The following is a 23,044-nucleotide window of genomic DNA, read 5'->3' as shown; positions in this document are numbered from 1 at the left end:
AGGCAAACAACTCAAATTTATTCCTAAAAACATACCATTAAACATTGAACCAAACAACTACTATGAAAAAAACGCTTATTCTATTACTTATTAGCTTTTATGGTTGGGGACAAGCTAAACAAAAGCCAAACATCATTTTTATTATTTCAGATGATCATACTTCTCAGGCCATCAGTGCATATGGAAGTAAATTGGCGAAGACACCCAACATTGATCGAATTGCTAGAGAAGGAGCTATATTATATAATAATGTAGTTACCAATTCCATTTGTGGTCCAAGCAGGGCCACTTTGTTAACTGGAAAATTCAGTCATAAAAATGGCTATAAGTTCAATGAAAAGAAATTTGATATTGAGCAAGCCGTCTTTCCAGAAGAATTACAAAAAAATGGATATCAAACGGCCTGGGTGGGAAAAATGCACTTGGGTACCTTACCACATGGTTTTGATTACCTAAATATACTTCCTGGGCATGGAAGTTACTATAATTCTGATTTTGTAGATAGTCAAAATAAAACCACGCGCCATGAAGGCTATGTCACGAATGTCATTACGCAACTCTCCAAAGAATGGCTAGACAAAAGAAATCCCGACAAACCCTTTTTCATGGTCGTTGGACACAAAGCTACTCACCGTTCATGGTTACCTGATATTCCCGATTTAGGGGCATACGACCATGTAACATTCCCTATTCCTGACACATTTTATGATCAATATGAGGGAAGATTAGCTGCCGCAGATCAAGACATGACCATTGATAAAACCATGATTCTAAGCCAGGACCTAAAAATCCATGGTAAATATGAAGGAGTGGGCGATGGTGGCAATTTCAACCGTTTTACTCCTCAGCAAAGACCGGCTTTCTATGATTATTATGAAAATAAAATTAGTAAAGAGTTTGAGGAGAAAAAGCTAAGCGGTAAAGCCTTGGCAGAATGGAAATACCAACGATACATGAAAGACTATCTTTCAACTGCCAATTCCTTAGATAGAAATATTGGTGAATTATTGGAATATCTAGATAAAACAGGTTTGGCTAAAAATACCGTAGTGGTATATACTTCGGACCAAGGCTTTTATTTAGGAGAACATGGCTGGTTTGATAAACGCTTCATATATGAAGAATCGTTAAAGACCCCATTTGTTATTCGTTACCCAGGAGCCATCAAACCGGGCACTAAAGTGAGCCAAGTAGTTTCTAATGTAGATTGGGCACCAACTCTGCTGGATATTGCTCAGACTAAAGTCCCAGCAGAAATTCAAGGAAAATCTTTTTTACCTGTTTTAAAAGGTCAAGGGAAAAATTGGAAGAATGAATCCTATTACCATTATTACGAATACCCACAACCTCATCATGTTTACCCACACTTTGGTTTAAGAACAGCCCAGTATACCTTAGTTCGTTTTTATGGACCCAAAGACTTTTGGGAATTATATGACATCAAGAAAGACCCAAAAAATTTGCACAATATCTACAGCAAAAAAGAAAATGCGCAAATTATTGCCGATTTGAAAAGAGAATTAGAAAAGAAGATGATTCAGTATGATGACAAAGAGGCACTAGAAATATACCGTAAAGGCATATAAAAAAACAACAACAGGATAAAAAAGCCTATCGCTAATAACGATAGGCTTTTTGCATTCCTGTGTTCTATAATTGTATACTGTCTTTAATCTCACTATTCATTTAAATAACTCTAATTAGAATCATGTAAACGAGTCATCTTTTTAAAATATTAGAATCAAAAGATTTCTATTATTAAATCGATTTTTCAAAACTAGGAGAAATCTTGTAAAAATTTCAATAAAATCTTAGTTATTAGTACAATTTAATAATTCAGTACTAATTTATTCACTATTGCTCGCCCTACCCAGGGGCGTAAAAATGGAGTTAATGGTTAGGCATTTTCTTATTATTTCGAAGATTAAACTGTAATTAGTTAGTTTTTTTATCAAAATAATGTTTAATTTTAGAAAAATAATTTTTTCTTTTTTAAGTAGCCACTATCTATTTAGGTATAGAATTTGAATTTTAGGACAAAGGAATTTGCCTTTCAAATTCAGCTCCGATGAAGCTTACCTAACTTAAAACTTTAACATGATAATTCCGTTCTAAATTTATAAATAATTACTAATCAAGTAATTCAATTGGCGTTGAAAGCATCCATCAGATTAACAATTTTAAAGTTAATCGGTTAAGAAGTTGTAAATCCTTACTAGGGGCTTTCCATGAATTACTTTGTTAGTTTAGTTCTAGCAACCATGTTCTTAACCTTACCATTTCTATCACTTCTATTTTCGATTATCATCGCTTATTTTAACTATAAGAAGAATAGAGGCATTATTTTCCTTTCCATATTTTACTTTTTGATTGGTATAATCAGTCTATTATACTATTTGTTCACTTACGATGAACAATTACCCTGGCTTTTAGCCATATTATATGGGCACTTCTCCCCATTGTTTTTTTTGATTGGACCAGCAGCATATATATATGTCCGTAACACCGTAACTGACCAAGAAGGTCTATCCAAAAAAGATGTTTGGCACCTACTTCCCAGTATTTATATGCTGATTGGGCTGATTCCTTATTTTTTAAAACCGTACCAAGAAAAAATGGCATTGGTTATTAAAATTCTCAACCAACCAGGAGAGCTTTATCTCAATCAAATTCATTTGCTTACCTCCAATCTAGTCAATGATTTTATTCGTAATTTCTTGTATGTCTTGTATGCTTGGATGATGATCATGTTATTAATTAATGCAGCATGGACTCATAACCCAAAATCCAACGATTCCTATGAAATTCAAAGACGCATTACCTTTCAATGGCTCATCATTTTTGTGGCTTTCAATACTTTTATTGCCAGCATTTTACTTTCATCTAATTTCATCGTTCTTTTTAGTCCAGAAAGAGACTTCAGTAACTTAAATGAATATCTACCCTATTACCGTATCCTAATCATGTTCGCCTTTGTCATGCCTTTGCTAATCTTGCTATTTCCAAGGGTATTATATGGTATACCAAAATTAACTTTAGAAGAACTAGAACTTATCCAATCTAAAAAGAAAAAAAATACTTCCGATAAAATGGAACAAGAGGTAGACGATTCATTTTTTGAATTATCGGATATCATCATGAAGTACATTGAAAATGAGAAACCCTATTTGAATCCTCGCTTTTCTATCCGAGATATTGTGGTCACCCTAAATATTCCCCAGCATCATGTCTCCTTTTGTTTTAACAAAATTTTGAATACTCCATTCCCAACCATAAAAAACAAATACCGCATTGAATACGTAAAAGAACTTATATTAAAGGATAAGGAAAAGCGCTATTCTTTGGAGGGATTAATGAAAGAAGCCGGTTTCACATCCAAAAACAGCTTTTTCCAAGCGTTTAAAGAAATTGAAGGTTGTACACCTAAAGTATGGTCAGAACAACAAAAAATTGCTTAATTCCATCAATATGTTTTTATAAAAAGCCGAGTACACGAGCTTTTTAATAACTTAGGTTTTTCAAATCTATACCTTAACATGAAAAACCTATTCGTTCTAGCCCTGATGGCTATGCAAGTCTTCTCCGTAAATGCGCAAGCATGGAAACCTGCAGGAAATAAAATCAAAAGCCCCTGGGCAGATAAAGTAGATCCCAATAATACTCTTCCTGAATATCCAAGACCACAAATGGTCCGTGATCAATGGCAAAACCTAAATGGCTTATGGGATTATGCCATTCTCAACAAAGGGAGTAATATCCCAAGTCAATTTGAGGGCAAAATTTTAGTCCCATTTGCTGCAGAGTCTAGTTTATCCGGGGTTCAAAAAACGGTGGGAGATCAAAAAGAACTTTGGTACCATCGCACCTTTATGGTTCCAAGCACCTGGAAAAATAAAAATATCATCCTACATTTTGGTGCAGTAGATTGGAAAGCAGATGTGTGGGTCAATGACATCAAGGTAGGGACCCATCAAGGAGGTTATACCCCATTTAGTTTTGACATTACCGCCTTTTTGCAAAAAGATAAAGAACAAAAAGTGGTGGTCAAGGTTTGGGACCCGAGTGATTTAGGTTTTCAACCTAGGGGTAAACAAGTGAACAACCCTAGGGGAATTTGGTATACTCCCGTAACTGGAATATGGCAAACGGTTTGGTTAGAGCCTGTAGAATCAACATTTATCAGTCAATTAAAAACGGTGCCTAACATAGACGGAGGAAATATCAGCGTTCAATCCAAAATAGAAGGAGCTAATCCCACGGATATCATCGAAGTAAAAGTCTTAGATCAAGGTAAACTAGTTTCTTCAGGAAAGGCTGCCCTCGGACAAGAAGTTTTGGTGGCCATTCCGGATGCCAAATTATGGAGCCCAGAGTCTCCCTTTCTTTATGATTTAGAAGTTTCCGTTTTACGCAATGGTTTAGTTAAGGATAAATTGAAAAGTTATGTAGGGATGCGTAAAATATCCACGAAAATTGATGCTAATGGGATACACCGACTTCAGTTAAATAATAAAAATGTATTTCAATTAGGTCCCTTGGATCAGGGTTGGTGGCCAGATGGATTATATACTGCACCAACGGATGAAGCGCTCTTGTATGACATTAAAAAGACCAAGGATTTAGGTTACAACATGATTCGCAAGCACGTCAAAGTGGAACCTGCCAGATGGTATACGCACTGTGATCGTGAGGGAATTTTAGTATGGCAAGATATGCCAAGTGGCGATAAGGATCCGAAATGGGTAACCAGAAATTATTTCAACGATAAGGAATTCATTCGTTCAAAAGCCTCTGAAGAAAACTTCATGAAGGAGTGGAAAGAAATTATGGACCTAAGCTATTCTAATCCAAGTATAGTGGTTTGGGTACCATTTAATGAAGCATGGGGACAATTTAAAACACCAGAGGTGGTAGAATGGACAAAAAACTACGATCCATCTCGATTAGTCAATCCTGCAAGTGGAGGAAATCATTATGATGTAGGTGACATGCTGGACATGCATAATTATCCTGATCCTAAAATGGGCTTATTTGATTCCAAGCGGGTGAATGTCTTAGGAGAATATGGTGGTATAGGTTTAGCCCTAGACCAACACCTGTGGGAATCAAATCGGAATTGGGGATATGTACAATATAAAACAAGCGAAGAGGCCACGAAAGCGTATGTTGACCTGGCAGAAAAATTGAAAAAATTAATCCCTTTCGGTTATTCAGCCGCGGTTTATACGCAAACCACCGATGTAGAAATTGAAGTAAATGGTTTAATGACCTATGATAGAAAGGTCATCAAGCTACTTGAAGATAAAATCCGCCAGGCCAATATCGAGATTCGAGAAACATTGAAATAACCTGGATATCTAAGAACCCATGGAGTATTTCCATGGGTTCTTTAAACTCATCATACCATGAAACTAAATCAAAAATGGGTATTCAGCTTTGCCCTTTTGCTTGGCTTTAGTTACCTCATGCAATGGCAAGGAGCTGCCCTAAAAAATAGCTTTACACCCATGGGGATTATCCACTTGGAGTTTGCTCCTTCGGCTGAGGTATTTCAAAAGATACTTAGTCAGTGGGACCTCCAAACTCTTCGATGGAATTTAGCGCTTGACTTTCTCTACATACCTGTTTACACCTATTTTTTTCGGCTTACTTTAGCGCTATTAGCTCATAGACATAGGAGTAAACTTGTCCAGCAAATAGGATTACTTTTAAGAAATGCGGCATTGCTTGCCTTCTTATGTGATATCCTAGAGAATATAGGGATGATCATTTCCCTGGGAGGCTTAACATCCACTTGGATTTACTCCTTAACCAATAAGCTTGTAGGAGTTAAATTCGCCATTATTGGCATCAATATGATATATATTTTAGTCTCTTTACCTACTTTATTTTTACGGAACAAAGAGGCTTAGTCTCTCTCTGGATTAACTTATTCCAGCTGCTTTCTTCATAGCTGATGCTGTTTTATGCTGCCCCGTATGGCTCCAACCTGGGGGCATAAAAATGTATAACAACTTATTCCATAGTCCTGGCGCATGATAGACATCCCTAGCCAAGGCGACAATTTCTCCAAAATAGGCATCTAAAAAATGATTGGGCTTCATCTCTCGGGTAATCCCATACTCTACCTTGACATCATCTAATTCGGGTTGATAGGTCTTAAAAACTCGATCCCAAATGTTTAATAAATTACAAAAATTAGTATCCATGTACTGTACATTTCGAGCATGATGTACCCGGTGATGCGAAGGACTGAGCATATAATTACCCAATTTGCCTAGGCGAGCATCTTTAATCCAATGATCTCCAATATGTATAAAAGCACCCCAAGTTCCATCAATGAACATGATGGCAAAAAGCATGGCTGGGGGAAGTCCTGCCAAAATACATATACTAGCTCGAATGATATCAGCATAAGGCCCCTCCAAGAAAAAATGAGCATAAGAAACCGCCAAATTCATATTTTCTGGTGCATGGTGCGTTGAATGTAAACACCAAAATAACCGAACCTTATGCGCTAAATAATGATAAATAAAATGGGCAAATTCCCAGATGATGTAACCATAAACAAACCAATACCAAGTAAATGATACTTGAAATAATGCCTTGGGTTCAAAAAAACCAATGCATATAACCGTCATCCCCAAGGATAAATATTTTCCAATGAAAGCATTCAGCAGGTAACTAAAAAAGGGAATCTTGTAGTTTGACAAACCAAAGCTTTTGAAAATTAAACCCCGCACTAATTCTAGTACTAGGGCGATTGGAAATAAAGGTCTTATTAAAACTTTTATTCCCTCATAGCTTAAAAAATCAGCGAAGGTTTTCTCTTGTAGAAATTCCCATAAATCATCAAATCCAAAAAATCCTACGATCCAATCTCCAATGGCTTGTAATATTTCCATATGTATTTTATTAAACAGGTTGATTCACCAGCAAGTGAATTAGTATTAAATTTTTAAATAGCTTCTTGGTCCACATAACACTCTACATGAGGGTGCATCCATAGGAATGTAGCCGGACAGCTCGTCGTAATTTTTTTCTCCATGATTGAATTAAAAGCATCCTGCTTCCCTTTCCCCGTAATCAAGAAAATGATTTTCTTTGATTGCAAAATACCCTCCATCCCCACACAAAGACCAAAAGCTGGTTCTGCACCCTTTGATAATGCAGGATCATGCTGGATGGTTGACTCAGCTAGCTTAGCCTTATGAAAAGGCGCTTGCAAATATTCTCCTGGTTCATTAAATGCGATATGGCCATTTTTCCCTAATCCCAAGATACAAATGTCCATGGGTCCTTCTTGCTCAATGATGGCTTGAACCCGATCACATTCAGCTTGATAATTTGGAAGGTTTGTATCAAAACTAATATATCGGTCATCTGAAATATTCAGCGGTCCTAATAAATGCTTTTTTAAATAACTTTCACACGAATCTGGATGCTCTGAGGGAATTATACCCCATTCATCCATTTTAATGGTTCTCATGGAAGAAAACAAGCTTGGATTAGCCACATGGGCCTGATGCATACGCGCATACATTCCAGTGGGAGATCCACCGGTGGCAGCACAAAATAACAAATCAGGTTTCTCTTTGACTGAATGAATGATGCTTTGACTAGCTAGTTCACTCAATTCGGCATAGTTCTTTACGTAGGTAATTTTCATAAACTTATGAGCTGTTTCAAGGTTCTATTTCAATTGGGAAGTATCCACACGACTGGGCGTATCTTTCCCAGAAATAATGGTTTGGGCACTTAAAGCGATCGATTTAATGATGGCCGTCATGTTCTCCAAATCCAAGGTTTCAATTTGATCACTTGGCTTATGGTAATTAGGCTCACTGTCCATTTTAGAAGTGGAAATCGTATGAGCAGGAACACCTAACCTAGCCAAGGTGGCATTGTCTGATCGGTAAAATAAATTTTGATCGGTATAAGGATCTGGATGAAATGTAAAACCCGTTCCTTCCAAATTTTTCTGCAAAATAGCCCCCATATCCGTCTTCTCAAAACCTGTTATGTAAGCACTATTTTTACCCCATTTACTTTCCGTACCAATCATTTCCAAATTAAACATGGCTTTTACGGAAGCTGGATCAAACTGCTCAGAAAAATAGGACGCCCCATATCCACCACTTTCTTCCGCAGTAAAAGCTGCAAACACTAAGGTTCTCTCATTTTTATTCCATTTCTTAAAATACTTGGCTAGCATCATCATACCCGTGGTGCCAGCAGCATCATCGTTTGCCCCATTGTAAATAGAATCTCCTTTTACCGCACGGTTTGACATCACTCCCAAATGATCATAATGACCTGAAAAGATAACATATTCATGCGCCAAAGATTTACCTGGAATGATACCGACTACATTACTTAAAGGCATGGGCGTAACTTCATTTTCAACTTCAATATGGAAGGTACTTGCTGCTTTATTTGATAAAATAAAGGCTACATTTACTTGGCTCACTCTTAGCAGATTACGGTTACTCAAACGGGCAAACATGGCTGCAAATTCCTCATCTACCCATACCACCGTAGGAGTTTTACCCGATATAAATCGATAAGCCGACTGAAAGAAATTTTCCCCTTTGGCTATTGTTGCCTGAGCATAAGCTGAACTTTCTCGAATTTGAGTCTTTGTCTCTTTACCAATCACCACGACTTTTTTGGCATCAAAATTCTCTCCATTGACTGTCGCTTTTAATGACTTCAAGCTAGGCTTATAGACCTGAAAAGTTTGCAAATAAGAAGCGGACTTACCCCAAGGCTTTAATTTCGTTTGGGCAAATTCCTTTGAAATAAAAGTTGCAGCCAATTCTATTCCTGGTGTAAATGGTTTTCTTCCGGCCAATTCATCTGAAGCTAAATAGCGCTCGATACGCTCCACTTCTTTCACGTTGATGATTTTGTCAATCGATTGCCCCAAAACGGAAAAAGAACAGATTAGTCCGACGAGTATTAAATAGGTTTTTCTCATATAGATGGTTGATTTACACTAAATTTCAAGCTTTAAAAGTATTAAAATAATATCAATCATTCTGTCCAAATTAGCGATTTTACTGTAATTGAATTTTCTTTGTCAAATTCCCCCCTGTAATATCATGCTTAAAATCTTCCTTTGTTTATTAATAAGCCCACTTCTGGTAGCACAAGCTTCTTTGTTTAACACACCTGGCCAACAAGCCGATTTTTGCCTAGGGTCATCAGGAAAAATAGAATTGGTTTTTGGTCAAAAAAATAAGATTTATTATTCCTTTTCTTCGGATCAAGGGCAGCATTTTTCAGAGCCTAGTTTGGTTGATTCTTTAGTAGGATTACACTTAGGAGCCTCTCGAGGACCTAGAATTGCCAGTTCAATATCACAAACCATCATTACGGCCATCGATAGGGCAGGAAATGTCTATGCTTTTAGAAAAACCGAAAATGGGACTTGGTTAAAAAATCAAGTTAATGATGTTCCCGAAGTTGCCAAGGAAGGTTTTAATGCCATCGCTGCCAACCAGAATCAGTTTACGGTCATTTGGTTGGATTTACGGGGGAACAATAAAAACAAATTGATGTCGAGCAGCTCCCAAGATGGGGGCAAATCATGGCAAAAAAACCAACTCGTTTATAACTCTCCAGAAAACAGTATTTGCGAATGCTGTCAACCTAATATCATCATGAAAGACCAACATATTGCTATTATGTTTCGGAATTGGTTAAAAGGTTCTAGGGATATGTATGTGATTGAATCAAAAAACGGAGGGAAAAGCTATGGTCCAGCAAAGAAATTAGGGCAGGGCACTTGGGTTTTGGAGGCTTGCCCGATGGATGGCGGCAGTCTTAGCTGGACAGCCCAAGGTGAAATAGCCACTGTTTGGCGAAGAGCAGAAAACCTCTACATTTCAGGCACCAAAGGAGAGGAAAAATTACTGGGTCCCGGTAAAAATGCCTCCACGGCCATTTTATCCTCAGGTCAATGGATGATTTGGAGCCATTTGGGACAAATTGTTTTGCAGTCGAATGCTACTGGAATAAGTAAGCCCTTAGGCCCTGGTCGTTTTCCAATAATGAAAGCCCTCAATGCCCATCAGGCCTTCCTCGTTTGGGAAAACAAAGGTCAGATTTTGGGACAATTACTAGAGGATTAACTGAGATTAGAAATGATTTCAATGGGGTGACTGTATACTTTATGAATTGGACACATATTAGCTATGCTCAACAATCTTTCCCTTTGTGCTTCATCCAAATTCCCTGACAACTGAATATTTCGATGAATGGTGGTTTTGCTGAGCTCCTTATCCCAAACCATATCTATTTCTAAATTCACTTCTTTTAAATCCCAGCCTTTACGGTTGGCATACATCTGCAAAGTAGCCGTAGTACAGGCTGCTAAGGCCGCTCTAACTAACTCATCGGGTGAAAAACCCAAATTGCCTCCACCCAGTTCCAGAGGCTCATCGGCTAGTATTTGATTCCCAGAATCACTATGAATTTCTACTTGAAATGGAGCTGGTCCACTATTTGATCTGATTTTCCCCATAACTTATTTATTCGTTAAACTAGGATATGGAACAAACTCATTTTCCTCTCCTTTAATTTTATCAAAGCGCTGATTTTTCCAATCTTCCTTGGCTTTTTCTATCAAGGCTTTATCGCTGGAAACAAAATTCCAATTGATATATCGCTCTTCTGGAAATGGCTCTCCACCAAAAATATAAATGGTTGTATGAGCCTCCATGGTAAATGTACATAAGCTTTGGTCTTTAGCTACCAGCAATTGCTTGGGACCAAAGGTATTTTCATCATCAGTCAGGGCACCCTCTAAAATATAAATGCCAGATTCACCATAAAGCTGATCCTCCAGAGAAAGCACTGTTTTTTCTTGACTTTTAACCTCTATCATATAAAGCGGGCTATACACAGGAACCGCAGATTCTCTCCCAAACGCTTTTCCTGCAATCAAGGTAAATCGGGTATTCCCTTCTTGCCAAGTAGGTAAATGCTCCTTAGCTACATGAACAAATGAGGGTTCCATCTGCTCCAATTCTTTAGGCAAAGCCACCCAAATTTGTAATCCATGCAATATTTTGTCGGAATGCCTCAAATACTCGGGCGTTTTTTCCGAATGAACAATCCCCCTTCCTGCCGTCATCCAATTTACCTCTCCCGGTTTTATTTCTAAAGCTGAACCTAGGGAATCTCGGTGCATGATGCTTCCTTCAAATAGATAGGTCAAAGTAGATAAACCAATGTGTGGATGAGCTAACACATCTAAATTCTCTCGTTCACTCAACTTGGTTGGACCCATGTGGTCAATGAAAGAAAATGGACCTATCATCCTTTTTTGCCTAAATGGCAATAAACGACCCACCATAAATTGACCAATACTGGCAGCTCTCTCCTCGATAATTAATTGAATATTTGACATAGAATCCAATATTTATAGAACGAATTTACAGGCTTTCTTGAGGAATAAAACTTAATCTAGATGAAGAAAATTAGACGCAAGCCTAGAGCTAATTTTATAGAAATTTAATAGATGCCAAAACATCAAGTTAAATTCCGAAGGCACTTTTGTGAAAACCTTAACCAAGATGATGCACAAAAATAAATTTATCCAACTAATTCTTTTTTTTTTACTATTATTATGTAATTTGGGTCTAGTAATTACACCAAAAAATTAACCAAAATTTCTAAGCCCCCCTCTTTTATCTTCAGAGGTAGGGAAAACTAATCAACCTAATAATTAAACTTTATGAAAAAAAATCAGACCATGAGACCCGCTGTCTCATACCTGAGAATGTGTATTCTCTCTTTTGCCCTAATTTGTGGAGCCGTCCACTCGTCTTGGGCAGTGGCAGCACCCCTGTTTGAAAAATCAGTTTCTGGAAAAGTTACTGAAGAAAACGGCGCTCCTATTCCGGGAGTTTCCGTTACCCAAAAAGGTAGCACACGTGGAACGACCACTGACATCAATGGAAATTTCAAAATCAATGTCGATAGTGACAAATCGATACTTGCATTTTCTTTTGTTGGTTATATTCCTCAGGAATTAGAAGTAGGAAGTCAAACTAATATCACCATCAAATTAAAAGTTGATACCAAATTATTGACTGAAGTCGTGGTGGTGGGATATGGTAGCCAGAAAAAGGCCAATTTAACTGGAGCAGTAGATCAAGTTAGTAGTGAGGTATTTGATAATAGGCCATTAACCAATTTAAATCAGGGTCTTCAAGGTGTTATGCCCAATTTAAATATCAAAATGGGAGATGGTAAACCTAATCAAGCCCCTAGTTTTAATATACGTGGTACCACATCCATTGGTCAGGGAGGCAATGCTTTAGTGTTAATAGATAACGTAGAAGGGGACCCTAGCCTTTTAAATCCGAACGATATTGCCACCATTACCTTATTAAAAGATGCAGCATCTGCTTCAATTTATGGTGCTAGAGGCGTATTTGGGGTTGTATTAATTACTACCAAAAATCCGACTAAAGGTAAAACATCGGTTACTTATTCTTCAAATTATTCCTTAAAGAACCCTATTGCTGTACCTGATTTGGTAACTGATGGTTACACTTTTGCCTCCATGTTTGCCGAGTCCTTTGTCAACTTTCAAGGTAGTTTTCCTCAAAATGTGAATAAAACCATGAAATTCTCGCAGGCTTACTTGAATGAATTTAAACGAAGAAAAGAGGTTGGCGGCTTACCTGATTATGAGATTGATCCGGTAACAGGGGAATATGTCTATTATGGTAGTACAGATTACTATGGTCATTTATATAAAAAATCTACTGCGTCTAAAGAACATAACCTAAGTATCTCAGGAAGTAGCGATAAAGCGAGTTACTTATTAACTGGTCGCTATTTTGGTCAGGATGGTTTATTCAGATATAATTCAGACGACTATCAAATGTTGAATTTTTCTGGTAAAGGGAGTGTACAACTGTATCCTTGGTTAAAAGTGACCAACTTTACACAATTCTCTAACATGAAATACCATAACCCACTCAATGTGGGAGAAGGAGGCGGTATTTGGAGAAATATAGCCGATGAGGGTCACCCCATGTCACCCATGTTGAATCCAGATGGAACTATATCGTTTTCCGCAGCTTATAGTATTGGGGATTTCTATTATGGAAAAAATGGAATTGACAACGACAAGCGTGTTTTCAGAAACACGACGGGTTTTGCCGCTGATTTCTTCAAAAACAAATTACGTGTGAAAGGTGATGTTACGATTCAAACGACTGACAATAACGATAGAACCAAAGCAGTACCCGTTCCATATAGCGTAAAACCAGGCGTTATTTCCTATGTGGGAACGACCACCAATTTCATCAATGACGTCTACAGGGAAACGAATTACATGACAACTAACCTGTATACAGAATATGAAAATACCTTTCATGAAGATCACTATGTAAAAGTGATGGCAGGTTATAACTACGAAGAATCTAGATTTAAGCGATTATCTGCCCAACGAAATGGTTTGATTTTTGAAGGAGCGAATGATATAAATTTGGCCTTAGGTCAATCCATCGTAACAAGTGGAGGCTGGGAAGTATGGAAAATCATGGGGGGATTCTCCCGCTTAAATTACTCATTTAAAGACCGTTATTTATTGGAAGTGAATGCTCGATATGATGGCTCTTCTAAATTTCCTAGTAATCAACGATTCGCCTTCTTCCCTTCCTATTCCTTAGGATGGAGATTATCTAAAGAAGCATTTTGGAATGTACCTGAGAAACTAATAACAGACTTAAAATTAAGAGCTTCCTATGGTTCATTGGGAAATGGAAATATCAATTCCTATGCCTATTTGGAACAATTTAATATCGCCCAATCTGGTTTAGTTTTAAACGGCCAAAGACCTCAGTTTACCACGAATCCCACCGTGATTCCAGAAGGCTTAACTTGGGAAACAGCTACGACAAAAAACGTTGGAATAGACTTATCTATGTTAAATAACCGCTTGCATTTTAATGCGGACGCGTATATTAGAACGACAACCGATATGTTTACTGTAGGTTTAACTTTGCCTGCGGTATTTGGAGCAACGGCCCCGAAAGGAAACTATGCTGACTTAGAAACCAAAGGCTGGGAAATGTTGCTATCCTATAATGACCAAGTCAATGTGGGATCAAGTCCTCTAAAGTTCAATGTTCGCTTAACCCTTTCTGATTATACAGCTACTATAAAAAAGTACAATAATCCTCAAAAGTTATTAAGTGATTATTATGAAGGACAAGTACTGGGCGAAATTTGGGGCTATACCACTGCTGGATATTTTACTTCGGCAGATGATGTTGCTAAAAGCGCTAAACAAGATTTATTCCGAAGTGCCAACAGTGGATTGTGGTTTCCAGGAGATATCAAATTTGTTGATTCCAATGGTGATGGTAGAATTACCCCTGGTACCAGTCGGGTAAGTAACCCAGGAGACAGATCCATCATCGGAAATTCTACACCACGTTATACCTATGGAATCATGTTAGGTGCTGATTGGAAAAACTTCTTTTTCTCAGCCTTTTTCCAAGGTGTAGGACAGCAAGATTGGTACCCAAGTAGAGAGGCCAATTTATTCTGGGGGCAATACAATAGACCCTATGGAGATATTCCAAAAAGCCAATTAGGTAATATTTGGAAAGAAGATAATGTCAATGGTTACTTCCCAAGATATGTTTCTCGTATCGCTAGTAATGCCAATGGAACTTTATCCGCTCCTCAAACCAAATACATGCAGGATGTGCGTTATATCCGTTTAAAAAATATCCAAATTGGCTATAATTTACCCAATCAGATTGCGTCCAAAATTGGTTCTTCCGCTGCCCGAGTATATGTTTCAGCTGAAAACATTTGGACAGCTTCACCGCTATTTAATATTACTCGTGATATAGATGTTGAAAATGCCGTAGCATCTGATCAAGTATTCTCTCCTGGAGGAAACTCAGGTGATGGGTATAACTATCCATTGATGAAAAGTGTAACACTTGGTTTATCTATTACATTTTAATGAGCAAGGATTTAAAAAATATTCTCTGCCCGTAAAGCAACCTAAAATTTTAATTTAAGATCATGAAACTTAACTATATCTTCTGCCTACTTTTCACATCCATTTTATTTTTTGGGTGTAGTTTGGAAGAAATTCCAGAGGCAACGACCACCAAAGGCCCCATTTTCAGTAGTGAAAGCGGCCTAATTTTGTATACCAATTCATTCTACAATATGATGAATGGTAAAAACTTGCATCGCGCCGATGCGATGTCAGACTATTTAGCCAGAAAAGACACCCCTGCTTTTATCACGCCAGGTAACTTTAGTGCAGAGGTAAGTTCAGGGTGGTCTTGGTCTGACCTAAGAAATATTAATTATTTCATTAAAAACTGCAACGACCCCAAGATTCCTTTGGCAGTTCGAAACAATTACATTGGTATTGCTAGATTCTTTCGCGCTTGGTTTTATTATGAAAAAGTGAAACGCTTTGGTGATGTACCTTGGATCAATAAACCTTTGGATGTTTCTGATACCGAACTATTGACTAAGGGTAGAGATTCCCGTGTCATGGTGATGGATTCTGTTATTGCTGATTTGAATTTTGCTTGTGCCAATATCACGGCGAAAACGGAGGGAACGCGCAGTTTGGTAACTAAATATGCTGCTTTTGCTTTCAAATCACGTGTTTGTCTATATGAAGGGACACTCAGAAAATACCATACTAACCTAAATTTGGCTTCTAGCTCCGCTGGTTTATTAACTCAGGCTGCTGCAGCAGCCAAAGTGGTCATGGATGAGGCAGGATATAAACTTTATGATGGAGCGGGTGTAGATAAATCTTACCGCCAGGTCTTTATAAATCCAGCGCCCGTAGCTACTGAAGTGATACTTTCCGCCGTATGTGATTTGGCATTAAACAATCTCAATGATGCTAACTGGTATTGGACTTCTGGAACATATGGAGACAAGGCCAACTTTATTCGTTCATTCATAAATACCTATTTGAATATTGATGGTACACCATTTACTAATAATCCGGCATATAAAACGATGTTATTTAAAGACGAAGTAAAAGGCCGAGATAAACGTCTCCAACAAACCATCCGCTCTGGGGATTACAAACGTTTAAATAATGGCGTATTGGAAGCTGCTCCACCTTTATTCTCTTATACCTTTACGGGGTATCAACCTATAAAATGGGCATTGGATGATATGTATTATGATACTAGAGATTTAAATATTAATTCTGTTTCCATCATACGTTATGCAGAAGTCTTACTTAATTATGCGGAAGCAAAAGCCGAATTAGGTACTTTAACAGATGGGGATTGGGCAGCCTCCATTGGTCTATTAAGAAAAAGGGCAGGTATTACTGGCGGTATTACTAGCTTACCAAAAGTGATAGATACTTACCTTCAATCAACCTACTTCCCTAATATTTCTGACCCAATCATTTTAGAGGTTAGAAGAGAAAGAGGCATTGAATTATGCCTTGAAGGTTTCCGATTTGATGATATTGTCAGATGGAGAAGAGGTGAACTTATGCAAATGGAATGGAATGGTATGTATGTGCCAAGCTTGGATACTCCTTTGGATTTAAATGAGGATGGAAAATTGGATGTAGCCTTTTACCAAAAACTACCTGCTAGAGTATCTGGGGTAACCTATGTAGAAGTTTCCCCACTCATCAGTGGAAAAGCAAATCCGCAATTGCTTTCAAAAGGCACTTCTGGAGAATTAACTTGGTTCAATAACATCGTCAGAAAATGGGAAAACAAACATTACTTGTACCCTATTCCTGCAGGAGATATCATTACAAATCCTAAACTCGGTCAAAATCCAGGATGGTAAGAAAAAGGCCTACTCTATTTTAGTAGGCCTTTTTCCTTAAATTTTTATGAACATATTGATACTTGTATTAATCTATGAGCCTTTTTAACAATTTTTATAAAAAAATCACGTTTGCTTTGGTGATGAACCCCAATCAGCTATTGTGAATTAAAAAGAATCTATATAATTTAAGTGCATTATAAGAATTTAGTTTGTTGATGAAGTGTAATGCAAAAAAGTCACCTGATGTTCATGTGACTTTTTTTATTTTCCCATAGCATAAAATGGCCAGTTTCAAATAGCAAAACCATATACTCAAAACCAAGATGAAACGATATACACTCATTCTTCTACATCTGACTCTCTTCATCTTTCATTTTCCAGCCTACTGCCAAAAGCTCTTCCCAGATGCCTTGGTAAAATTTAGCCCCTTGCTTAAAGAGTCCATTTTATCAGGAACAGGCACTGCTACTTGGGACGAACAAATCCGAGAAAGAGGCTTCATTCTTAAAGAAAAAGACGGCTATCATTTATGGTATACAGGTTACTCCAAAAATAACCCGATCAAGAAATTAGGATATGCCACCTCCCAAGATGGCATACGGTGGAAGAGGCATGAGGCTAATCCCATTAATCCTAAACAATGGATTGAAGATGTCTTTGTCATTAAAAAAGGTCAAAACTATTTTATGTTTGCTGAGGGTAGAGGAGACACAACTCACCTGCTTGTGTCGAAAAATAAAACCCATTGGAAAGAGTTGGGAAACCTAAGAATTCGTAAAAGCAATGGAAAAGCCATCGAGAAAGGGGCCTTTGGAACTCCCTGTGTTATCGCCGTTAAGGACACTTATTATCTATTTTATGAAAGAGACGACAAGGGTATATGGTTAGCCAAATCAAAAAACCTAATCGATTGGACTAATGTACAAGATGAACCCGTTTTACAGAAAGGACCAGAAGCCTATGACAGATACGGGGTAGCTATGAACCAAGTGATTTATCATAAAGGATATTATTACGGCTATTACCACGCCACAGCTTTTCAAGACTGGCGAGAATGGTCTAGCAATGTAGCTGTTTCAAAAGACCTCATTCATTGGACTAAATACCCAAACAACCCTATCATAGGGAATAACGAATCCAGTAATATCATTCTCCCAGAAGGTAAAGGATTCCGGATGTATACCATGCACGCTCAGGTCCATGTGTATCAATCCAAATAATTTTCTTTACATGGCTAAAAACAAGAAAGCCTAGACTTGAAGCAAGTCTAAGCTTTACGTAACCCGTGTTCTACTTATTTCTCTAATAATTAATCAAATTATCATGAAAGAATGATTCACATCTATTCCTACAATCAAACTAATTTTTTTGAAATCATTTTTGTGATTTACGAACTACAAATTTAAAAAATAAAGAGTAAATTATTTTTTATTTTAAGGTACTAAATAAGTTCATTTTGTTACTAAAAAGTAAATTTATGTTACTTTTAGAGAAAATATTGATTCTTTTGCATAAATGAGCCTTACATCGCACTTTTTCCTGAAAACAATTTACACAAATCTGTTTTTGAGCCTTTTAGGGATGATGCTTTGCTTACAAAGCTTGGCACAAGACACAGTATTTGTCAAATCATACTCTTTACCTGAAAAAATCGCCAATATTGATGGAGATGGACGGAATTTAATTGTCCGTACAGATAATCACCTATATAAATTCAACTCAGGTCGTTTTGATGAGTTAAAGTTTACGCCCAAAGACAATGATCGATTTACTTGGATCAGCAAGACGGATAATCAGGAGATTTTTGGCACTTTTAGCACCTTACAATTTCCAGAGAGTCATCAAGTCGACCATAAATCCCTTCTTAATATTTTACCTGGCTATGACCAGTATAATATGACGCAAGCGACCATCGGAAACTTATATTATTTGGCCTACAATGGTCTCCTGCTGGAGTACCGTATTCATAAGTTCTATCGAATTCAACATCGCGGGAAGTCGATACGCCACATATACAATGATGATAAGATGCGGGTAGTGGCCACCTATTCGGGTATTTTTATTGATACCGTCGGTGAAGTTTTTACTAATAAACCTATTGCTGGCACCTATTTCTCCAGTGGAGAATGCAATAAAATTAATGGGCAATATTATTTAAATTCTGACCCCATTTATCGTTTGATGGATAATCAGTGGGTTCGATTACCCATTGATACCGATATTCAACATTTCAAAAAATTACTAAAGATTGGCCAGCAAACTTATTTCCAATCAAGCCATGCCATTGGAATTATTAATCTCAACAACAATGCCTTTAAAAAGGTCATTACCCATACATCTGCCTTCCATGATATGGAAAATATGGGCAATCTTCTTTTGTTAGGAAATGCAAATGGAAAGTTATATATCTATGATCTGAACAAGAAAAAATTGGAGTCCATACAAATGGGTTCCGCCATTTATGATATCACCATCAAAGGCGAGCAAATCATTTTGTCGTGCAATGACGGGCTATATGAATTCAATTTAAAAACAAAAAAAAGTGTTCTACTTTTTCGCCATAAACATATCATTCAATCCATCTTTATTGGCAATAATATCCTATTTACCAGCTTTGAAGGGCTTTTCTTATATAATCAGAACAAAGAGGTATTTCAAATCATAGAAAACGTAGAATTCAATAAAAGAGCATTAAGCGTCTGGAATGAAAGAATATTTGCTGGATCTACTGAGGGTCTTTATGTAATAAATCTTCCACAGCTAATCAATGAAGTTTTACCAAGTTTAGAGCCTGCCATCATTGACGACGGCCAAGAAGATTACTCTATGATAATTGCATTAGGATTTACCATCCTAGTTATCTTAGGTAGTATACTTTTCATTCGATATAGAAATCAAGGAATACCTGAAAATTATAAGGCGCCAAAAACTGATATTACTCCCGAAAGAATAAGGGAAGACATGATAAAAAATGAGCATTTAATTAGCGTAGAAAGTATCGCTGAACATTACCAAATTTCTAGGGTTCACCTGAATCGATTATTGAAAAAACACGATAAAAACACCTTAGACTTAATTAAAGAAATCAAAAAGGAGATTGTATTAGATCTAAAAAGTAAACAGGTACCCATTGAAAAAATAAGCCAACGGGTTGGCTATACCACCAAATACATCAAGCAACATTTCCTTAAGAAATAGGCTCTTTATTTTTAGTTTACACAGATATTTGTACCCGTAAATGTATGAGAATTGGTACAGGAACTATTCGATTTCTGACCTGTAATCCAATCCCATATTTTAATGGAATCTCCTTCCCCACAACGCATTCTAAATTGGATAATTCCCGCAGACATACAAGTCAAAAGTCCAATAAAAACGATAGCGGTGAGTATCCCGAAATAGTCTGCTATGACTCCGGTCGTTAATGCGCCGATCGCATATCCAAGGTCGCGCCATAACCTGAATATCCCCATGCTTTTAGCCCGATCCATGGGGTGAGTATTTTCCGCTATTGTGGACAAGAAAGTTGGGTAAACCATGGCAGTACCCCAACCCAGTAGGACAGAAATAAGTACAAATTGGAAGAGGCTATTTGCCCAAATCAACAGAATTAAAGCAATTCCTTGTAAGAGCATACCGACAAATAACATATCTTTTTTACAAAACTTATCCGACATTTTACCCGTCAACAATTGACCTAGACCCCAAACGGCCGGGTATATAGCGGTTATCAAACCAATCTCCTGCAATTGAAAGTTTTTGGATGCCAAGAGGATAGGAAATATGCCCCAAACCATACCATCATTCAGGTTATTGATCAAACCTGCTTGCGTAACTGATCCTAAATTTCTATTTGCCCAAGTGGTCTCTATGAAAATATTGGTCAAACGTGGGACACGACTTTGCTGTTCTTCTTGAATAACATGTTGTCGGGTATCTTGTATGAAGAAATAACTACCGAATAAACCCAAAATAACCAGCGCAATTCCAAGGTAAAAAGGATAAGGTCGTAGACCATAATGATTGGCAATATAGGCGGAGAAAAAAGCAAAAAGGGCAACCGCTATATAACCTGCTGATTCATTAATTCCCATGGCCAATCCCCGCTGCTTTTCTCCCACTAAATCAATTTTCATCACCACTGTGGAACTCCAAGCTAAACCCTGATTAATGCCTAAAAAGACATTGGCCAATATTACCCAATTCCAATGTGGAGCAAACATTAAAATAAAAGGAATAGGAATGGCCATCATCCATCCAAAAACTAATAAATTTTTTCGCCCCATTCGATTAGCTAAAGCACCGGCAAAATAATTAGTCAGGGCTTTAACTACACCAAATACAATGATGAATGATAAGATCGCCGTTTTTGCTGCTAATGCGAATTCTTTCTCTGCTATTTGAGGTAAAATAGAGCGCTCCAAACCCACCATTCCACCCACAAAAGCATTGATAAGCACAAGTAAGCTAAACTGCTTCCAATTTTCCTTTAGACCTAATTGAACCTTTTCCATAAAATTTATGCCTGACCATATTTTAAGACAATAGCTAATTGTCCTGCATGATAAGCTGTATGTGAAACAATCCGACCAAATGCCTCGGCCTTAGTTTTTGTCCCAAATTCCTTAGTAGAAATACTTTGCTCCCAATCCTCCTCGCCTTGCTGGGAAACAATGGTATGCAATTTCTCAAAAGACTCCTCTAGGTAGGCTTTTAATTCCTCCAAATGTATCCACTCCCCTGTATCTTTTTGGTCAATAACCGTTTTAGCCACTACCCTTACCGATGAATCTCCAAAAACATTTTTGGCAAATAATAATTCCACATCGCCGATATGACGAATTAAAAATCCAGCAGAATTGGGTGAATCCCCTAGTTTCTTAGCTAAATCATACTCGGTCATGTTTGCCAATAATTTGGTAAATCGTGTCCTAGACTCGATCCACATCTCAAGCATTAGATTTGTCGTAGTTTTCATCTTAAATCGAATTTAGCAACATCCTGAGCCTGGCTGACAAGTCTTTTCTTCCATCGGTTTTTGTGCAAATACGGAAATAGAAAAAATCCCTGTTTTTCCAGAATTAAATTCCTCAATCTCCTGAGCACTTAAATAATGACTTAGGATATCATTGGGAATAATGATAGGCTTTTCTTTTTGAATTTGCACATTTGTAAAGCCAGTATGCTGAATTAACTGCATATATTCATCTTTTTGGATAGCTCCGGCAACACAGCCTGCATACATTTCCGCATCCTTTTGTAAACCTGAAGGCAATTCCCCTACAAGCACCACGTCAGAAATACTAAAGTGACCACCAGGTTTTAATACCCGGTAGATATCTTGAAATACGCCTGCTTTATTTGGTACCAAATTTAAGACACAATTACTCACAATAACATCCGCTACATTAGCAGAAATAGGCATATGCTCAATATCTCCTTGGCGAAATTCCACATTATTAAACCCACGAATCTCGGCATTCAATCGCGCCCTTTCAATCATTTGGGGTGTGAAATCAATCCCGATAACTTTTCCAGTTTCTCCTACCTCATGACGGGCTATGAAACAATCATTTCCTGCTCCACTACCTAAATCCACAACCACATCCCCAGCTTTTATTTGGGCAAATTGTGTCGGTAAACCACAGCCTAATCCTAAATCGGCATCGGCATTATATCCTTCTAAGGTGGAGTAATCTTCTGACATGATATTATACACCTCAGTAGAACAGCCCCCCGCTCCACAGCAGGAAGCCATATTTTCTTCTTTCCCCTGCATGGCTATTTCACCATATTTTTGCTTCACAATTTCTTTTAATTCTTGCTCTGTTTTCATGATATATTCATTTTTATTTATCGCAATTTTACGATGGATTTAAACAAAAAAATTTAGCAACAAGTACTCGTCTTTACATGCCTTTTTTCAAAAAAATGACCCAGTAAATCCCTTAGTTTATTCCACTCTGTTTCATTAATGCAATAGCAAATAGAAACACCATCAATTTGCCCCCTCACTAAACCTGCTTCTTTCAATTCTTTTAAATGTTGGGAAACGGTCGACTGCGAAATAGGTAACTCGTCCACAATATCTCCACAAATACAGGACTGCTTGCTTAATAAAAGCTGCATGATCGCCATACGGGCCGGATGCGACAGTGCTTTGGCATATTTTGCTACTAAAATCTGCTCTTCGGTATAATTTATAATCTTACTTGCTCCCATATCA

Annotated in this window: 18 protein-coding genes; 9 read left to right on the top strand and 9 right to left on the bottom strand. The window is 37.5% G+C overall.

Annotated elements, in window-relative coordinates; all coding sequences use genetic code 11:
* Nucleotides 1–62 precede the first annotated feature (62 nt).
* From ACST15_RS06000 to ACST15_RS05985, 4 genes are all read left to right on the top strand, one after another.
* Nucleotides 63–1,586 carry a sulfatase family protein gene (locus ACST15_RS06000; protein WP_459453785.1) on the top strand — a complete coding sequence of 508 codons (1,524 nt, stop codon included), beginning with the start codon at nt 63–65 and terminating at the stop codon, nt 1,584–1,586.
* 642 nt (nt 1,587–2,228) lie between these two features.
* On the top strand, nt 2,229–3,458 hold the full coding sequence (locus tag ACST15_RS05995) for an AraC family transcriptional regulator (RefSeq protein ID WP_459453784.1): 1,230 nt from the start codon (nt 2,229–2,231) through the stop codon (nt 3,456–3,458).
* Between the two features lie 78 nt (nt 3,459–3,536).
* Nucleotides 3,537–5,348 carry a glycoside hydrolase family 2 protein gene (locus ACST15_RS05990; protein WP_459453783.1) on the top strand — a complete coding sequence of 604 codons (1,812 nt, stop codon included), beginning with the start codon at nt 3,537–3,539 and terminating at the stop codon, nt 5,346–5,348.
* 57 nt (nt 5,349–5,405) lie between these two features.
* Nucleotides 5,406–5,912 carry a hypothetical protein gene (locus ACST15_RS05985; RefSeq protein ID WP_459453782.1) on the top strand — a complete coding sequence of 169 codons (507 nt, stop codon included), beginning with the start codon at nt 5,406–5,408 and terminating at the stop codon, nt 5,910–5,912.
* A gap of 12 nt (nt 5,913–5,924) precedes the next feature.
* On the opposite strand, the gene ACST15_RS05980 is transcribed toward ACST15_RS05985, so the two are convergent.
* Genes ACST15_RS05980 through ACST15_RS05970 form a run of 3 tightly spaced genes read right to left on the bottom strand, consistent with a single transcriptional unit; the run spans nt 5,925 to nt 8,980 of the window.
* Entirely contained in the window at nt 5,925–6,905 is a 981-nt protein-coding gene (locus ACST15_RS05980) for a sterol desaturase family protein (RefSeq protein WP_459453781.1), read from the bottom strand.
* Between the two features lie 53 nt (nt 6,906–6,958).
* Nucleotides 6,959–7,669, bottom strand: coding sequence for a 6-phosphogluconolactonase (locus tag ACST15_RS05975; protein ID WP_459453780.1), 711 nt, complete (start codon nt 7,667–7,669; stop codon nt 6,959–6,961).
* 24 nt (nt 7,670–7,693) lie between these two features.
* Nucleotides 7,694–8,980 (bottom strand): M20/M25/M40 family metallo-hydrolase, encoded by a 1,287-nt coding sequence (locus ACST15_RS05970; protein ID WP_459453779.1) that lies wholly within the window; start codon nt 8,978–8,980, stop codon nt 7,694–7,696.
* Between the two features lie 124 nt (nt 8,981–9,104).
* On the opposite strand from ACST15_RS05970, the gene ACST15_RS05965 reads away from it, so the two are divergent.
* The gene (locus ACST15_RS05965) at nt 9,105–10,136 is read left to right on the top strand and encodes an exo-alpha-sialidase (protein ID WP_459453778.1); all 1,032 of its coding nucleotides are present in this window, start codon (nt 9,105–9,107) and stop codon (nt 10,134–10,136) included.
* Here the strand turns inward: ACST15_RS05965 and ACST15_RS05960 are convergent.
* A complete protein-coding gene (locus ACST15_RS05960; RefSeq protein ID WP_459453777.1) occupies nt 10,133–10,528 on the bottom strand; it encodes an OsmC family protein in 396 nt (131 codons plus the stop codon). The genes ACST15_RS05965 and ACST15_RS05960 overlap by 4 nt on opposite strands.
* A gap of 3 nt (nt 10,529–10,531) precedes the next feature.
* Nucleotides 10,532–11,416, bottom strand: coding sequence for a pirin family protein (locus ACST15_RS05955; RefSeq protein WP_459453776.1), 885 nt, complete (start codon nt 11,414–11,416; stop codon nt 10,532–10,534).
* Nucleotides 11,417–11,743: 327 nt separating this feature from the next.
* On the opposite strand from ACST15_RS05955, the gene ACST15_RS05950 reads away from it, so the two are divergent.
* The 4 genes from ACST15_RS05950 to ACST15_RS05935 all read left to right on the top strand — a co-directional run bounded on the left by ACST15_RS05950 (nt 11,744) and on the right by ACST15_RS05935 (nt 20,016).
* Complete coding sequence (locus ACST15_RS05950) at nt 11,744–15,004, top strand: SusC/RagA family TonB-linked outer membrane protein (RefSeq protein ID WP_459453775.1); 3,261 nt, start codon at nt 11,744–11,746, stop codon at nt 15,002–15,004.
* Nucleotides 15,005–15,066: 62 nt separating this feature from the next.
* Complete coding sequence (locus ACST15_RS05945; protein WP_459453774.1) at nt 15,067–16,836, top strand: RagB/SusD family nutrient uptake outer membrane protein; 1,770 nt, start codon at nt 15,067–15,069, stop codon at nt 16,834–16,836.
* Nucleotides 16,837–17,141: 305 nt separating this feature from the next.
* Nucleotides 17,142–18,038: a glycoside hydrolase family protein gene (locus tag ACST15_RS05940; protein WP_459453773.1), complete on the top strand. Its 897-nt coding sequence runs from the start codon at nt 17,142–17,144 to the stop codon at nt 18,036–18,038.
* Between the two features lie 361 nt (nt 18,039–18,399).
* Nucleotides 18,400–20,016 carry a hypothetical protein gene (locus tag ACST15_RS05935; protein WP_459453772.1) on the top strand — a complete coding sequence of 539 codons (1,617 nt, stop codon included), beginning with the start codon at nt 18,400–18,402 and terminating at the stop codon, nt 20,014–20,016.
* An 11-nt stretch (nt 20,017–20,027) separates the two neighbouring features.
* Here the strand turns inward: ACST15_RS05935 and ACST15_RS05930 are convergent, their stop codons facing one another.
* From ACST15_RS05930 to ACST15_RS05915, 4 genes are read right to left on the bottom strand one after another with little or no spacing between them, the layout of a single operon-like run.
* Complete coding sequence (locus ACST15_RS05930) at nt 20,028–21,332, bottom strand: MFS transporter (protein WP_459453771.1); 1,305 nt, start codon at nt 21,330–21,332, stop codon at nt 20,028–20,030.
* Nucleotides 21,333–21,337: 5 nt separating this feature from the next.
* Nucleotides 21,338–21,796 carry a DinB family protein gene (locus ACST15_RS05925; protein ID WP_459453770.1) on the bottom strand — a complete coding sequence of 153 codons (459 nt, stop codon included), beginning with the start codon at nt 21,794–21,796 and terminating at the stop codon, nt 21,338–21,340.
* A 12-nt stretch (nt 21,797–21,808) separates the two neighbouring features.
* A complete protein-coding gene (locus tag ACST15_RS05920) occupies nt 21,809–22,654 on the bottom strand; it encodes an arsenite methyltransferase (RefSeq protein WP_459453769.1) in 846 nt (281 codons plus the stop codon).
* Nucleotides 22,655–22,707: 53 nt separating this feature from the next.
* Nucleotides 22,708–23,040, bottom strand: coding sequence for an ArsR/SmtB family transcription factor (locus tag ACST15_RS05915; protein ID WP_459453768.1), 333 nt, complete (start codon nt 23,038–23,040; stop codon nt 22,708–22,710).
* Between the last annotated feature and the right edge of the window lie 4 nt (nt 23,041–23,044).

The organism is Aquirufa sp. Wall-65K1 (assembly GCF_054558475.1).
The sequence above is the reverse complement of the archived record's forward strand: the minus strand, read 5'-3'. Positions and strand labels throughout refer to the sequence as shown.